General features: G+C 66.0%; 12 protein-coding genes. 8 read left to right on the top strand and 4 right to left on the bottom strand.

Annotated elements, in window-relative coordinates; all coding sequences use genetic code 11:
- Window positions 1-38: 38 nt before the first annotated feature.
- On the bottom strand, window positions 39-638 hold the full coding sequence (locus tag AC07YR_RS17745) for a GDSL-type esterase/lipase family protein (RefSeq protein ID WP_055796312.1): 600 nt from the start codon (window positions 636-638) through the stop codon (window positions 39-41).
- Between the two features lie 191 nt (window positions 639-829).
- Window positions 830-4,639 carry a multifunctional oxoglutarate decarboxylase/oxoglutarate dehydrogenase thiamine pyrophosphate-binding subunit/dihydrolipoyllysine-residue succinyltransferase subunit gene (locus tag AC07YR_RS17750; protein ID WP_494734708.1) on the bottom strand — a complete coding sequence of 1,270 codons (3,810 nt, stop codon included), beginning with the start codon at window positions 4,637-4,639 and terminating at the stop codon, window positions 830-832.
- Window positions 4,640-4,969: 330 nt separating this feature from the next.
- Here AC07YR_RS17750 and AC07YR_RS17755 point away from each other — a divergent pair, with 330 nt between their 5' ends.
- The 6 genes from AC07YR_RS17755 (at window position 4,970) to AC07YR_RS17780 (ending at window position 12,083) form a co-directional block, all read left to right on the top strand.
- On the top strand, window positions 4,970-6,451 hold the full coding sequence (locus AC07YR_RS17755; RefSeq protein ID WP_494734709.1) for a GuaB1 family IMP dehydrogenase-related protein: 1,482 nt from the start codon (window positions 4,970-4,972) through the stop codon (window positions 6,449-6,451).
- Between the two features lie 329 nt (window positions 6,452-6,780).
- Entirely contained in the window at window positions 6,781-8,118 is a 1,338-nt protein-coding gene (locus tag AC07YR_RS17760) for a hemolysin family protein (RefSeq protein ID WP_055797234.1), read from the top strand.
- Window positions 8,115-9,185 (top strand): hemolysin family protein, encoded by a 1,071-nt coding sequence (locus AC07YR_RS17765; RefSeq protein WP_055796304.1) that lies wholly within the window; start codon window positions 8,115-8,117, stop codon window positions 9,183-9,185. Before AC07YR_RS17760 ends, AC07YR_RS17765 begins: the two co-directional genes overlap by 4 nt.
- A 124-nt stretch (window positions 9,186-9,309) precedes the next feature.
- On the top strand, window positions 9,310-10,272 hold the full coding sequence (locus tag AC07YR_RS17770) for a metal ABC transporter solute-binding protein, Zn/Mn family (protein ID WP_494734710.1): 963 nt from the start codon (window positions 9,310-9,312) through the stop codon (window positions 10,270-10,272).
- A 107-nt stretch (window positions 10,273-10,379) separates the two neighbouring features.
- Complete coding sequence (locus AC07YR_RS17775) at window positions 10,380-11,195, top strand: metal ABC transporter ATP-binding protein (protein WP_494734711.1); 816 nt, start codon at window positions 10,380-10,382, stop codon at window positions 11,193-11,195.
- Window positions 11,196-12,083 (top strand): metal ABC transporter permease, encoded by an 888-nt coding sequence (locus tag AC07YR_RS17780; RefSeq protein WP_494734712.1) that lies wholly within the window; start codon window positions 11,196-11,198, stop codon window positions 12,081-12,083. It abuts the gene before it with no gap.
- Window positions 12,084-12,126: 43 nt separating this feature from the next.
- On the opposite strand, the gene AC07YR_RS17785 is transcribed toward AC07YR_RS17780, so the two are convergent.
- Complete coding sequence (locus AC07YR_RS17785; protein ID WP_055797229.1) at window positions 12,127-12,591, bottom strand: Fur family transcriptional regulator; 465 nt, start codon at window positions 12,589-12,591, stop codon at window positions 12,127-12,129.
- Between the two features lie 119 nt (window positions 12,592-12,710).
- Between AC07YR_RS17785 and AC07YR_RS17790 the strand changes: the two genes are divergently transcribed.
- Window positions 12,711-13,367 (top strand): MBL fold metallo-hydrolase, encoded by a 657-nt coding sequence (locus AC07YR_RS17790; RefSeq protein ID WP_055796295.1) that lies wholly within the window; start codon window positions 12,711-12,713, stop codon window positions 13,365-13,367.
- Here AC07YR_RS17790 and AC07YR_RS17795 read toward each other — a convergent pair.
- Window positions 13,364-14,458, bottom strand: coding sequence for a PLP-dependent cysteine synthase family protein (locus AC07YR_RS17795; protein WP_494734713.1), 1,095 nt, complete (start codon window positions 14,456-14,458; stop codon window positions 13,364-13,366). The genes AC07YR_RS17790 and AC07YR_RS17795 overlap by 4 nt on opposite strands.
- 112 nt (window positions 14,459-14,570) lie before the next feature.
- Here AC07YR_RS17795 and AC07YR_RS17800 point away from each other — a divergent pair, with 112 nt between their 5' ends.
- Window positions 14,571-15,407 (top strand): sulfurtransferase, encoded by an 837-nt coding sequence (locus AC07YR_RS17800; protein ID WP_436058010.1) that lies wholly within the window; start codon window positions 14,571-14,573, stop codon window positions 15,405-15,407.
- Window positions 15,408-15,480: the final 73 nt, after the last annotated feature.

The following is a 15,480-nucleotide window of genomic DNA, read 5'->3' on the forward strand; positions in this document are numbered from 1 at the left end:
AGCACCCCGAGCGGGCAAAGCCGCCCGGGCTTCCGGATCTACTCCGGGGCAGCGATACCGAGCCACTGGAACCAGCCGCGGTGCAGCACCAGCCAGGCCATCAGCCCGTAGCCGGCCTGTCCCGGCGTTCCGCCGTTGGCTGCCAGATCCTGCCGCCACTGCTCATGGTTGAGCAACGGGGAGAAGGTGTCCACGTACAAGTGCTTGCGCCGCGTGGTGACATCGGCGAAGGCCGTATTCAGTTCCCCCAGCCGGCGGTTCTGCGAGGGGTCAAGTGACGGCGGCGGACCCACCACAAAGACTTCGATCTTGTTCTGGGACGCGGAGTCCAGGATATTGGCAAGGTTCAGGCGGCTGCGGGCCGTGGACAGGCCAAACTCGAGGTCACGCCCGCTCAGGCCGATCACGAGCCGGTTTTCGTGGTTGTTGCCGAAGCGGCGGCCGGCCTCGTCGAGCCAGCGGGCGGCCAGGCCCTCGGTGCCTTCCTGCGGGCAGGGGAGGGGATAGCACTCAACGGTGATGCCGTCCTGCGGAGTGCGGGCCAGCACGCGGCCCAGCCAGCCGAGCGCACGGGGATCGCCCAGGCCGGCCAACAGTTCATCTCCAACAGCCGCAATCCGCAGCTTCCTGTCTTCCACGACTACCTCTTTACCTCAATATGCAATTGGTTCAGCGTTCCATGGAAAGGGGCTGCCAGCCAACTCCGCGACCCGCGTTGGGGAGCGCCGGCGTCGGTCAGCACCTGCGTCGGGCAGCGCCGCCCCTTCCATTAAGCAGCGCTGCCCGGCCGGAGTCGTGAATGTCGAGTTCCGGCCGGGCAGCGTCCAAGCTACTTCCGTGCGAACGCCTGCTTGAGGAGGGCGTCCTGCTCCGCAGCGTGCCGCTTCATGGAACCGGCGGCCGTGGAGGCCGAAGCCGGACGGGATACCAGCTTGACCCGGCGGTCGAGCGCCTCGGGCAGGTTAAGGCCCATGAACGGCCACGGTCCCTGGTTGGCCGGTTCGTCCTGTGCCCACACCACGTCGGCGTTGGGGTACTTGGCGAGCTCGGCGGCGATTTCAGCGGCGGGCAGCGGGTAGAGCTGCTCGACGCGGACGATCGCCGTGGTCTTGTCGCCGGTCTTCTGCCGCGTGGACAGGAGATCGTAGTACAGGCGGCCGGACACCAGCAGCACACGCTCAACGGCATCCGCCTGCAGCTGCTCGTGCTCTCCGATGACAGGCTTGAAGGCGCCGGTGGTGAAGTCCTCCACGGAAGACGCTGCGGCCTTCAGGCGGAGCAGCTGCTTCGGCGTGAAGATGATGAGCGGCTTCCGCGGCCGGCTGTACGCCTGGCGGCGCAGCAGGTGGAAGTGCGAGGCCGACGTCGTGGGGTTGGCCACGATCATGTTTTCTTCGGCGCACATCTGCAGGAACCGCTCGATCCGGGCGGATGAGTGGTCAGGGCCCTGGCCCTCGTAGCCGTGGGGCAGCATGAGCACCAGCGAGGAGCGCTGGCCCCACTTCTGCTCGGCCGAGGAGATGAACTCGTCGATGATGGTCTGCGCACCGTTGACGAAGTCACCGAACTGCGCTTCCCACAGCACCAGGGCGTCAGGGCGTTCGACGGAGTAGCCGTATTCGAAGCCCATTGCAGCGTATTCGGACAGCAGGGAGTCGTAGATCCACAGCTTGGCCTGGTCATCGGAGAGGTTGCCCAGCGGCAGCCACTCATTGCCGTTGGCGCGGTCGTGGAACACGGCGTGGCGCTGCACGAAAGTGCCGCGGCGCGAGTCCTGGCCGGCGAGCCGGACGGGAACGCCTTCCATGATGAGTGAGCCGAAGGCGGCGATCTCGCCAAAGCCCCAGTCGATGCCGCCTTCGCGGGACATCTGTTCGCGCTTCTCCAGCAACTGCTTGAGCTTGGCGTGGACCGTGAAGCCCTCGGGAATCTCGATGTGGGCCTTGCCGATGCGCGCCAGGGTCTCCGGGGAGATTGCGGTGGACGCCGGCGCGTTGATGCCGGAGTCGGACTGCTGGGCGCTGGGCCGTTCGATATCGGACACGGCTGCTGAATCCGCGGTGATGATCGGGATCGGAGAGGTCTGCGCAGCATGGGTCTCCGCGAAGACGCGTTCCAGGCGTTCCTGGTAGTCGCGGAGCAGCTGCTCGGCTTCTTCCTCGGTGATGTCTCCGCGGCCGATCAGCGATTCGGTGTAGAGCTTGCGTACAGAGCGCTTGGCTTCGATCAGGTTGTACATCAGCGGCTGGGTCATCGAGGGGTCGTCGCCCTCGTTGTGCCCGCGGCGCCGGTAGCAGACCATGTCGATGACAACGTCCTTGTGGAATCGCTGGCGGAACTCGTAGGCGAGCTGGCCGATGCGGACCACGGCCTCCGGGTCATCGCCGTTCACGTGGAACACCGGAGCCTGGATCATCTTGGCGACGTCCGTGGAGTAGGTGGAGGAACGCGACGAGGAGGGGGCGGTGGTGAAGCCCACCTGGTTGTTGACCACCACGTGGATGGTTCCGCCGGTGCGGTATCCGCGCAGCTGGGAGAGGTTGAGCGTTTCCGCCACCACGCCCTGGCCCGCGAAGGCAGCGTCGCCGTGCACCATGATGGGGAGCACGGGGAAGGCCTCGCCCTGGTCCAGGCGGTCCTGCTTGGCGCGGACGATGCCTTCGAGGACGGAGTCCACTGCCTCGAGGTGCGAGGGGTTGGCGGCGAGGTAGACCTTCGTCTCCTTGCCGTTGTCCGAGGTGAACGTGCCCTCGGTGCCGAGGTGGTACTTGACGTCACCGGAGCCCTGCACGGAGCGCGGGTCCTGCGTGCCTTCGAATTCGCGGAAGACCTGGGCGTAGGTCTTGCCGGCGATGTTGGTGAGCACGTTCAGGCGGCCGCGGTGGGCCATACCGATCGCCACTTCGTCGAGATCGTCGTCGGCCGCATCGGAGATGATGGCGTCCAGCAGCGGGATCAGCGATTCGCCGCCCTCGAGCGAGAACCGCTTCTGGCCCACGAACTTGGTCTGCAGGAACGTTTCGAAGGCTTCCGCGGCATTGAGCTTGGACACGATGCGCAGCTGCTCTTCGCGGCTGGGCTTGGAGTACGGGTGCTCCAGCTGGTCCTGGAACCACTTGCGCTCGGCCGGGTCCTGGATGTGCATGTATTCGATGCCGGTGGTGCGGCAGTAGGCGTCACGGAGCACGCCGAGGATATCGCGGAACGCCAGCATGGGCTTGCCGCCGAAGCCTCCGGTGGGCCACTCGCGGTCGAGGTCCCACAGGGTCAGGCCGTAGGTGAGGACGTCCAGGTCCGGGTGCTTCCGCTGTACGTATTCCAGCGGATCGGTGTCCGCCATGAGGTGGCCGCGGACGCGGTAGGAGTGGATCAGCTGCTGGATCCGGGCGACCTTGTTGATTTCGTCGGCCGGGTCCACCTGCAGGTCCGGGCTCCAGCGCACGGGCTCGTACGGGATGCGCAGGGACTCGAAGATCTCGTCGTAGAAGTTCTGCGCACCGAGCAGGAGCTGGTGCACGAGCTTCAGGAACTCGCCGCTGCCGGCACCCTGGATGACGCGGTGGTCATAGGTGGAGGTCAGCGTGAGGACCTTGCTGATGGCGTTGTGCGCGATGATCTTCTCGCTGGCGCCCTGGAACTCGGCCGGGTAATCCAGTGCGCCGACGCCGATGATGGCAGCCTGGCCCTTGGAGAGGCGGGGCACGGAGTGCACGGTGCCGATGCCGCCCGGGTTGGTGAGGGAGACCGTGGTGCCGGAGTGGTCATCGGCGGTCAGCTTGCCGTTGCGGGCGCGCTTGATCAGGTCTTCGTAGGTGTGCCAGAACTCGGAGAAGTTGAGGGTCTCCGCCTTCTTGATGTTCGGCACCATAAGCAGGCGCGTGCCGTCCGGCTTGGGCATGTCGATGGCGATGCCGAAGTTCACGTGTGCCGGCTGGACCGCGACGGGCTTGCCGTCCACTTCGTCGTAGTAGACGTTCATCGACGGGAACTGGGAAAGTGCGCGGATGACGGCATAGCCGATCAGGTGCGTGAAAGAGACCTTGCCGCCGCGGGCCCGGGCCAGGTTGGAGTTGATGACCACACGGTTGTCGATCAGCAGCTTCGCGGGAATCGCGCGGACGCTGGTCGCGGTGGGAACTTCCAGGCTGGTGACCATGTTGGAAGCGATGGCCTTGGCCGGCCCGCGGAGAACGGAGACAACGTCCTCTTCGGGAGCCGTGGGAGCCTTGACGTTCTTCGGCAGCTGGGCGGGGATGGGCGGAGTTCCTGCGGATTCGGGCTTCTTTGCGCCGTCGCGGGCAACAGTGGCGGGTGCTTTCTTCGCCGGGGCTGCGGGAGCCTGGGCGGAAGCGGTCGGGGCGGCAGCGGCCGGTTTGGCGGCGGCTGCCGGCGTCGGTGCCGGTGCGGCCGGAGCGGGAGCTACAACTGGAAGTTCGCGGGTTGAGGGATCTGCGGGCGCCGGTGCACCGGAGGTCCCGTTGGAAGACGAGCTGTCACCGGCGTCGAAGGATTCGAACAGGGGCCACCACTTGGCATCTACCGTGTTCTTGTCCTGCTGGTAACGCTCGTACAGTTCGTCAACGAGCCACTCGTTTCCGCCAAATTCCTCTGGTAGACGGTGGCTAGGCTGCTCTGGCACTTGAAATACGCCTCTTCCATGAGTTTGATTTCCCTCTGGTCGCCTTCGGTGCCTCAGCACAACAATCGAACCAGTCTCTGCGTCCTGTGAACCCAGACCTTTGCCAGTCTAGTGACGATCCTTGGTTAACTGCCAATAAGGGTGACCCAAATCATGTAGCGGCGAAACTATTGCGCGAATAAGCTGCCGGAGCCTCCGTCCGAGCCGTCCCGCCGCCGTCACCGGAGCCCCTCCCGGAGCCTTCCTTGGAGGCGCCCCCGGGGCCGTCCCGCTGCGGGCGCTATCTCGCCTAGACTCGCACTGAGTATCCCTTTTCGACGAGGAGCAGCCGTGCGTTTTTTGAGTGAACCGTCCACCGACCTGACCTACTCGGACGCCTTCCTGGTGCCCTCGCGTTCGGACGTCACGTCGCGGCTGGATGTGGACCTTGCGGCCGACGACGGCACCGGGTCCTCCATCCCGCTGGTGGTGGCCAACATGACGGCGGTGACGGGAAAGCGCATGGCCGAGACCATGGCCCGCCGCGGCGGGCTGGCCGTCCTGCCGCAGGACGTTCCGCTTGATGTGCTGCGCGATGTCACCGCCTGGATTAAGTCGCGCCACACGGTGTTCGAAACTCCGGTCAGCCTGCTGGCCTCGGAAACCGTCATCGACGCCCTCCATCTGATGGGCAAACGGCCGCACGGTGCCGTGGTGGTGGTGGACGACGCCGGCAGGGTTGCCGGCGTGGTCCGCGCTGCGGACTGCGAGGGGCAGGACCGTTTTGCCTCCCTCGCGTCGATCATGCGGCAGGCGCTGGTGCTGGACGCCGGCGCGTTGGGCCCGGGGAACCCGGCCGCGGGCGGAACGGGCTCCGATATCCGTGACGCTTCCCTGCGGAAGGCCTTCGAGGCGATGGACGCCGCGGGCACGGATTTCGCCCCGGTCCACCAGGATGGCACCCTCGCAGGAGTCCTCACCCGCAAGGGTGCCCTTCGTTCCACTATTTACCGGCCCCTGCTGGACGCGGCGGGGAAGCTGAAGGTGGCTGCCGCCGTCGGAATCAACGGTGACGTGGCGGGCCGGGCGGCGGAACTGCTGGCCGCCGGTGTCGACGTCCTTGTCATCGACACCGCACACGGTCACCAGCAAAAGATGTTCGACGCCCTGGCGGCTGTCCGCGGGCTTGACCCCGCCGTACCCATCGTGGCCGGCAACGTCGTGACAGCGGATGCAACCCGGGAACTGATCCACGCCGGCGCGAACATCGTCAAGGTCGGCGTCGGTCCGGGGGCCATGTGCACCACGCGCATGATGACGGCCGTCGGCCGTCCCCAGCTCTCCGCGGTGCTGGAGTGCGCCGCCGCGGCGCGCGCCGCAGGTGGGCTGATCTGGGCCGACGGCGGCGTGCGGTATCCGCGGGACGTGGCCCTGGCGCTGGCGGCCGGGGCAAGCCAGGTCATGATCGGTTCGTGGTTTGCGGGAACCCACGAAAGCCCGGGGGACCTGCAGCCGGACGCGAACGGCCGCCTATATAAGGAGAGCTTCGGCATGGCCTCGGCCAGGGCTGTGCAGAACCGGAACCAGCGCGAGGGCGCTTTTGAAAAGGACCGCAAGGCGCTCTTCGAAGAGGGCATCTCCACGTCACGCATGTACCTGGACCCCGCGCGGCCGGGCGTGGAGGACCTTGTTGACATGATCACCGCAGGGCTCCGCAGCTCCATCAGCTACGCCGGCGCAGTGGACCTCGCCGGATTCCGTGAGCGTGCCGTGGCGGGAATCCAGTCCGCAGCCGGCTACGAGGAGGGCCGGCCTGTTCCGCAAAGCTGGTGACGAAAAGCCCTTCGGAGGAGCGGCCCGGCGGCGCCGCACCTACCCTGTGCGCCGCATCTGCTCCTGTAGACTGAAATTCTTATGGACAGTAAATCTAGGTGCCGGCCTGGGGGCTGTCAGCGGAGCATGAACACGAGCTCCCCGCAGTCCACCCACAGAGCCGGCAAACCCCGTTCACGTGCCCATCATTCTGCAGCAGTCCACGCCGCAGCCTTCCAGGAAACAGGGTCGGCGCCGGCCGACCATCCTCCGCCGGGCGGTTTCCCCGGCAGCACCTCCCTTTCTTCAGCCGCTACGCGGCCGGCATCTTCGCCGGAGGCTAACCGCTGATGGAATGGTTACTACTTGGAGCAGGCATCCTGCTCATCCTTGGCACGGGTTTCTTCGTCGCCGTTGAGTTTTCCCTCGTCGCCCTGGACCAGGCCACGGTCCAGCGGGCCGTCGACAGCGGCGACGCTGCGGCCGTGCCGCTGCTCAAATGCCTCAAATCACTGTCCACCCAACTATCCAGCTGCCAGCTCGGGATCACCATGACCACCCTGCTGACCGGCTACGTCATGGAACCGTCCGTCGGAAAGCTGCTGGAAGGTCCGCTGGCCGCGGCCGGTGTTCCGGAAGCCGCAGCCGCATCTGTTTCGTTGGTGATGGCCATGACTATCGCCACCCTTGGATCCATGCTGATCGGCGAGCTGGTGCCCAAAAACATGGCCATCGCCCTGTCCCTGCCCATCGGCAAGGCCGTGGCCCGTCCGCAGCTGGTCTTCACCGCCGTCTTCAAGCCGGCAATCATCGTGCTCAACGGCTTCTCCAACAAAGTGCTGAATGTCTTCGGACTCGAAGCCAAGGAAGAGATCTCCGGCGCCCGGACCCCGGCCGAACTGGCATCCCTGGTGCGGCGCTCCGCCGCCATGGGAACACTTGACCCGGGAACGGCGAACTTCATCGCCCGGACGTTGAAGTTCTCCGGCCGCACTGCGGCCGACGTGATGACCCCGCGGATCCGGGTGGAGACCATTGCCGCCGGGCAGCCGGTTTCGGACATTGTCGACGCCGCACGGCGGACCGGGTATTCACGCTTCCCGGTCATTGGTGAGTCCGCCGACGACATCCGCGGCCTGGTCCACGTCAAGAAGGCAATCGCCGTGCCCTCGGACCGGCGCGCCAACCTTGAGGCAGGCGCCATCATGACGGACGTCCTCAGGGTTCCCGAAACCATCCACCTGGATGCCCTGCTGGCGGAACTCCGTGAAGGAAACATGCAGCTGGCGGTAGTGCTGGACGAATACGGCGGCACTGCCGGCATCGCCACCCTGGAGGACCTCGTGGAGGAAATTGTCGGGGAGGTCGCGGATGAACACGACAAGGTACGTCCCGGACTGCTGCAGAGTGCGTCGGGGGACTGGTACTTCCCCGGGCTCCTGCGCCCGGATGAACTCTCGGAACAGATTCCCGGACTGACGGTTCCTGACGAGTCGGCCTACGAAACAGTGGGCGGCTACGTGATGAGCCAGCTCGGCCGGATCGCCGCAGTGGGGGACAAGGTGGACGTCGGCGGAGGCACGTTGAGTGTGACCCGCATGGACGGGCGCCGGATCGACCGGATCTGCTTCAAGCCTTCTCCGGTCCGCGGCGAAGAGCACGCGGCCGGCCAGGGAGGCACGGCATGAGCGACTGGGTAGGAATTCTCTGGCTGGTAGTCCTGCTATTCGGCAACGCCTTTTTCGTTGCGGCCGAGTTCGCGGTGATGTCCGCGCGGCGGAGCCAGATCGAGCCGCTGGCGGAGGCCGGCTCCGTGCGGGCGCAGACGACACTGCGGGCCATGGAAAACGTGTCCCTCATGCTCGCGTGCGCCCAGTTGGGCATCACGGTCTGCTCCTTGCTGATCCTGCAGGTGGCCGAACCGGCCATCCACCACCTGATGGCGGTTCCCCTTGAAGCCGTCGGCATGCCGATGGAACTCGCTGACATTGTGGCGTTCACCGTGGCCCTGCTGGTAGTGACCTTCCTGCACGTGACCTTCGGCGAGATGGTGCCCAAGAACATCTCGGTGTCCGTTGCGGACAAGGCTGCCCTGCTGCTGGCGCCGCCGCTGATGTTCATTGCACGGCTGGTGAACCCGGTGATTGCAGCCCTCAACTGGTCCGCCAACCACATTCTGCGCCTGATGCGGATTGAGCCCAAGGACGAGGTCAACTCCTCGTTCACTTTGGAGGAAGTCCAGTCGATCGTGCAGGAATCCACGCGGCACGGGCTCGTGGATGACGACGCCGGCCTGATCACCGGTGCGCTTGAATTCTCCGAGCATACGGCGTCGCGCATTATGGTTCCGCTCGACAAGCTGGTCATGATGAAGTCGCCCACCACTCCGGTGGAGTTCGAAAAAGCCGTCAGCCGCACCGGATTCTCCCGGTTCCCGATGATGGACGAGGACGGCATGCTTTCGGGCTACCTTCACATCAAGGATGTGTTGTCCATCCCGGAAGCCGGATACGAGCACCCGATTGCCGAGAGCAGGATCAGGTCCCTGGCGAACCTCGCCATGGATGACGAGATCGAAAAAGCCATGTCCGTGATGCAGCGCACCGGGTCGCACCTGGCGCGCGTCATCGGACCGGATGGCAACACCAAGGGCGTGTTGTTCCTGGAAGACGTGATCGAGCAGCTCGTGGGCGAGATCCGTGATGCCACGCAGGCGAAGGGCATCCGCCGGCTCGGCCAGCCGGACGGCGAGTAGCTCCCGCGCCGGATGCCGTAGCCCTAAATAGGAATCATTCCTATTTAGGGCTACACTCGTCTTGTTGCTAATGCTCCTGATTCTCATGTGGCAAGTTTCCGATAACCAGATCCGAGGTCCTTCCGTGCGCCGTTCCGCAGCCCTTTCCGCCACCGCCCTTGCCGGCCTGAGCCTGCTGCTGTCAGCCTGCAGTACGACGTCGGGCGGCCCGCAGACGGATCCCGGCACCATCGACGTGGTCACCTCAACGAACGTGTACGGCGACATCGTCAAGGAAATCGGCGGCGATAAAGTGAACGTCAAGGCACTGATCACCAAGGCGAGCCAGGACCCGCATTCCTACGAAGCCACCACCCAGGACAAGCTGGCGGTCTCAAAGGCCCGGCTGGTCGTTGAAAACGGCGGCGGCTACGACGACTTCATGCACAAGCTGGCGGACGACAGCAACCTGGGCCACGAGAACATCATCAGCGCAGTCGAGGTTTCCGGGCTTGCCCCGGCAGAAGAGCCGTCGGCGGCGTCCACTGCCGCGGACGACGAGCACGGACACTCCCATGACGGAACATTCAACGAACACGTCTGGTACAGCCTGGGTGCCATGACCAAGCTGGCCGACGCCGTCGAAGGCAAGCTCGCAGCGCTTGAGCCGGCGTCCGCCTCGACCTTCCAGGCCAACGCCGCCTCGTTCAAGGAGGAGATCGCCGGGCTGAACGCCCAGGCCGTCGGACTTGCCGCGACGTCGGCCGAGGCGCCCGTCGCTGTGACTGAACCGGTGCCGCTGTACCTGCTCGAGGCTGCAGGCCTCGTGAACAAGACCCCTGCCGACTACACGGCCGCCATCGAGGAAGGCTCCGATGTGCCGCCCGCGGTCCTCAAAGAAGCCACGGAACTGGCCGGTTCGAAAGACATCAAGTTCCTGGCGTACAACACACAGACGGAGAGTCCGCAGACGCAGGCCCTCAAGAAAGCAGCCGAGGGCGCCGGCGTCCCGGTGCTGGACTTCAGCGAAACGCTTCCCGAGGGGAAGACGTACGTACAGTGGATGAGCGGCAACGTGGACAACATCAAACAGGCCCTGGGCAAGTAGCCCGCTGGGATTATTCCGCCCCGGGAAGCCGTGCTGAAGCATCCACGGACCGGCAGTCCTAAGATGGTGGGGGCGCTTCGCCCCGTATGAATCGAGGATAAAGAACGTTGAAACCGGTAGTGAGCCTCCGCGGAGCCACCCTGAAGTTCGGCAAACGGACATTGTGGGAGGACCTGGACCTCGATATCAATCCCGGCGAGTTCTTTGCCGTCCTCGGCCCGAACGGCAGCGGCAAGACCACGTTCCTGAAGGTCCTGCTGGGACTGCAGGAACTCCATTCCGGGACGGCAACGCTGGGCGGCCGTCCGGTGGAACGCGGCAGCAACCTGATCGGCTACATTCCGCAGCAGAAATCCTTCGCCCCGGACACGCCCCTGCGTGCGCGGGACCTGGTGGGGCTGGGCGTTGACGGCCACCGCTGGGGACTGCGGCTCGGTGCAGCAAAGGCCAACCGCAGGATCGATGAACTCCTGGACCTGGTGGGCGCCGCGGACTATGCCAACGTTCCGATAGGCCAGCTCTCCGGCGGCGAACAGCAGCGACTAAGGGTTGCCCAGTCGCTGGCCGCCGATCCGCAGATATTGCTCTGTGACGAGCCGCTGCTTTCCCTTGACCTTCAGCACCAGCAGGCCGTCAGCGCACTTATCAACGAGCAATGCCGCACGCAGGACAGTGCCGTGGTCTTCGTAACGCACGAGATCAATCCGATCATCGATTACGTGGACCGCGTGCTCTACCTTGCCGGGGGCCGTTTCCGGGTAGGCAAGCCGGCAGAAGTGATGACTACCGAAGTGCTCTCCGGGCTCTACGGCAGCCGGGTCGAAGTCATCCGTGCCAACGGCCGGATGATCGTGGTGGGGCTCCCGGAGGGGGCCACGCACCACCACGAGGACGCGCATTCGGTGGCGGGGGAGGTGGGCTAAGTGGATTTCGACAGCATCCTGGGTTCCATCTTCAATTTCGACAACTACGGCGAGCTCCTGGCACTGGTCCAGAACTCCATCTGGGCAGGAGCGCTGCTCGGACTGCTGGGCGGCCTGATCGGAACCTTCGTGATGAAACGGGACCTCGCATTCGCCGTCCACGGAATCTCCGAGCTTTCATTCGCAGGTGCCGCCTTTGCGCTGCTGATCGGAGCCGACATCGTTTTCGGATCCCTCATCGGTTCGGTGCTGGCGGCGCTGCTGCTGGGAGTGATGGGGGTCCGGGCACGGGACAAGAACTCCATTATCGGCGTCATCATGCCCTTCGGCCTGGGCCTGGGCATCCTCTTTCTTTCCCTTTACGAAGGGCGGGCATCAAACAAGTTCGGTCTCCTGACGGGGCAGATCGTATCCGTGGATACAGTCCAGCTGCAGGTGCTGGCCACAGCGGCCCTCGTGGTGATGCTGGCGCTGGTGGCCATCTGGCGCCCGCTCACGTTTGCCAGCGTGGACCCGGAAGTGGCGGAAGCGCGGGGTGTGCCCGTCCGGACACTCGGCATCGGCTTCATGGTGCTGCTGGGCATCAGTGTGGCGCTGTCCATCCAGGTGGTGGGGGCGCTCCTGGTGCTCGCGTTGCTGATCACTCCGGCCGCCGCGGCGCTTCGCGTGACCTCCTCGCCCCGGCTGGTGGTGATGCTCAGCGTGGCCTTCGCGGTGACGGCTACTGTGGGCGGCATCCTGCTTGCCCTGGGCGGGCGGATCCCCATCAGTCCGTACGTGACCACGCTGTCATTCCTGATCTACGTCGTCTGCCGGACCATCGGCGGCGTCCGGGCCGGCCGCGGCCTCAACGGTCGCGTCCTGCCGGCAGGGGCAGAAGCCTCCTAGGCCGGCGCCTCCCAGGCTGCGACAGCGGCTGCGACGGCGCCCCTTAGCCTGCGGCGGATTTCCGGGCCGTGCAGTCCGGGCACAGGCCGAAGATCTCCACGGTGTGGGCCACTTCGGTGTAACCGTGTTCCGCGGCCGTCCGCGCAGCCCAGGTTTCCACGGCGGGAGCTTCCACTTCCACAGCCTTGCCGCAGTTGCGGCACAGCAGGTGGTGGTGGTGCCCGGTGACGGCGCACCTCCGGTAGACGGCCTCGCCCTCGCCGTTGCGCAGGACATCCACCAGCCCGTCGTCGGCGAGCGACTGCAGGATCCGGTAGGCAGTGGCCAGGGACACGGAAGTGCCCTGGTTCTGCAGGATCCGGTAGAGCTCCTGGGTGCTGACAAAGTCGTCCAGCTCATCCAGGGCGGCGCTGACGGCCACTCGCTGCTTGGTGACACGCTGCTCCCGGCCGCCGGCGGAAGCCGGTGCGGACAGCTTTGTGGCGTCGGCCTTGGCGCCGTGGGCCATGGAATAACTCGCTTCCCTCAGGGGTGGTGCAATGTCCAAGATTACCAGCCGGGACCTGATGGACGGGTGCGTGGGCGGGTTCATGGACACTCCCGCGCAGGCCGCCCTAGGCTGGCTCCATGAAGTTGACTAAATACACCCACGCCTGTGTCCGGCTCGAAAAGGACGGGCAGGTGCTGGTGCTCGATCCCGGCACGTTCTCCGAAACCGGCAAGGCCCTCGATGCCGCGGGGGCGGTCCTCGTCACCCATGAACATGGCGACCATATTGACGTTCCTGCCGTGGTCTCAGCCCTGCGGGGCAATGCGTCGCTCCTGGTCTTTGCCCCCGGGGGAGTAGCCGCCAAGCTGCGGACCGAGGCGCCGTTTGCGGAGTCCCGGATCCGGGACGTCGAGCCCGGGTCGACGTTCACCGCGGTGGGATTCGACGTTCAGACGTTCGGCGGACAGCACGCGCTGATCCACCCCCAGATCCCCGTGGTGGCCAACATCGGGTACCTGATTGACTCCAACGTGTACCACCCGGGCGACTCGTTCGTGATTCCGGACGGCATTGGAGTCCGGACCCTCCTGGTCCCGGTCCACGCGCCCTGGAACAAAGTTGGCGAGGTAGTGGATTTCGTCATCGGAGTCCGGGCCGCCAAGGCATTCCCCATCCACGACGCACTGCTCAATGAGACCGGACTGGGCCTCATCGAAGGTCACGTGAAGCGGCTGGGAGCCAAGTACGGCACCGAGTACATCCACCTCTCCAGCGGAGACTCCGTGGAGGTTTAAGCCCGCCAGGTTCCGGATTCGAAGAATTCCTTGATGGCGGCCTCATGCGGCCTGGGATCCAGCCCCCGGGCCTGCAGCCACTCCTCGTTGTAGTAGCTGCCGGCGTACCGGTCTCCGGCGTCGCACATCAGCGAGACCACGCTGCCGCGCCGGCCCTCCGAGACCATCCCGGCGATCAGCTGCCACACACCCCAGAGATTGGTCCCGGTGGACGGGCCCGCGTGCAGCCCGGCCAGGTCCCACAGGTGCCGCATGGCGGCCACCGATGCCGCATCGGGCACCTGGATCATGTGGTCGATGACGGCGGGCACAAAGCTGGACTCCATCCGCGGCCGGCCGATGCCCTCGATGCGGGAGGGCATGCCGGTGCTAAACCCGGGCACGCCGTCCCTCCAGCCGGGGTAGAAGGCGGAGTTCTCCGGGTCCACGACGGCGAGCTCCGTGCCGTGGCGGTGATACCGCAGGTACCGGCCGATGGTGGCGCTGGTGCCGCCGGTGCCTGCGCCCACCACGATCCACCGCGGGACCGGGTGCTCTTCCAGGGCCAGCTGCTGGAAGATGGACTCGGCGATGTTGTTGTTCCCCCGCCAGTCCGTGGCCCGCTCGGCATAGGTGAACTGGTCCATGTAGTGGCCGCGTGTGGTCCGGGCGACTTCCTCGGCGGCGGAGTAAACCTCCGAGGCGTGTTCCACCAGGAGGCAGGACCCGCCGAACTGCTCGATCAGGGCAATCTTTTCGGGGCTGGTGGTGCGGGTCATGACGGCGACGAACGGCAGTCCGAGGAGCTGGGCGAAGTAGGCCTCGGAGACCGCCGTGCTGCCGCTGGAAGCCTCCACGATGGTGGTGTCTTCCCGGATCCAGCCGTTGACCAGTCCGAACAGGAACAGTGAACGGGCCAGCCGGTGCTTCAGGCTGCCGGAGCGGTGCGTGGATTCGTCCTTCAGGTACAGCTGGACGCCCCAGTGCTCCGGCAACGGGACGGAGTATAGGTGTGTGTCCGCTGATCTGTTGTTCTCGGCGTTGATCCTGCGGACGGCTTCATCCGCCCACGCCCGGTCCTGCTTGCCCGCACGGCTACCCACTGTGTTCACCGATTCAGCCTACCCGGGACCGGAGGCGTCCACGGCTACAGTTGGAACCGGCTGCCCGCCCGCGTCTGCGGACCAGGCCGGACAGCCTGTCATCCGAACCAAAGGAGATTTGATGAACCCCCTGATGGACGTGTCCGCGCTGAACCACCGGATGACCTCCGGCAAGCGCACCGTTCTGCTGGATGTGCGTTGGGCGCTGGGCGACCCCCACGGCCGTGAGCACTACCTTGAGGCACATATTCCGGGCGCCGTGTACGTGGACCTGCCCACCAGGCTGGCCGGGCCGGCGGACCCCGCCCAGGGACGGCATCCCTTGCCGCCGCTGCAGCAGTTCCAGGAATCGGCGCGATGCTGGGGCATCCGGGACAACGACGTCGTGGTTGCCTATGACGACACGGGCGGCACTGCCGCCGCCAGGCTGTGGTGGATGCTGCGCAACGCGGGGATGTCCACCGTTTTCCTGCTCGACGGCGGCCTGTCCGCCTGGCGGGCGGCCGGATACGCCGTGGAAGGCGGCCTTGAGCAGGCTTCGCTGGGCGACGTCACGCTCACCGACGGTGCCATGCCCGTCATCGATGCGCCGCAGGCTGCGCAGTGGCCGGAACGGGGTGTCCTGCTGGACGCACGGGCGGCCGAACGATACCGCGGGGAGGTCGAGCCGGTGGATCCGCGGGCAGGGCACATTCCGGGGGCCGTGAGTGCCCCCACGGCCGGGAACATTGGAGGCGACGGACGGTTTTTGCCGCCGGAGGAGCTGCGCGAGCGGTTTACGGCCCTGGGCGTGCGGCCGGATGTGCCCACCGCTGTGTACTGCGGCTCGGGCGTGACGGCCGCGCACGAAATCGCCGCCCTGGAAATCGCCGGGTTCCCCGCGGCGCTGTACCCGGGCTCGTTCTCGCAGTGGTCCAATGATCCCGCCAACGAGGTGGCCGCGGGAGCGGCCCCGTAGGCCTGGGCCGATTGGAACGCCGGCCGGGGGCGGGGGTAGCGTCGGAGCATGACCCCCGGACGCCCCGTACCGC

Source organism: Arthrobacter sp. GW460-12-1-14-TSB2 (assembly GCF_059423525.1).

Excerpts from the sequence above, each read along its gene's own strand:
- AC07YR_RS17760 (WP_055797234.1), top strand. The coding sequence starts at position 6,781 with ATGGAATGGTTACTACTTGGAGCAGGCATCCTGCTCATCCTTGGCACG.
- AC07YR_RS17765 (WP_055796304.1), top strand. The coding sequence starts at position 8,115 with ATGAGCGACTGGGTAGGAATTCTCTGGCTGGTAGTCCTGCTATTCGGC.
- AC07YR_RS17785 (WP_055797229.1), bottom strand. The coding sequence starts at position 12,591 with ATGGCCCACGGCGCCAAGGCCGACGCCACAAAGCTGTCCGCACCGGCT.
- AC07YR_RS17790 (WP_055796295.1), top strand. The coding sequence starts at position 12,711 with ATGAAGTTGACTAAATACACCCACGCCTGTGTCCGGCTCGAAAAGGAC.
- AC07YR_RS17800 (WP_436058010.1), top strand. The coding sequence starts at position 14,571 with ATGAACCCCCTGATGGACGTGTCCGCGCTGAACCACCGGATGACCTCC.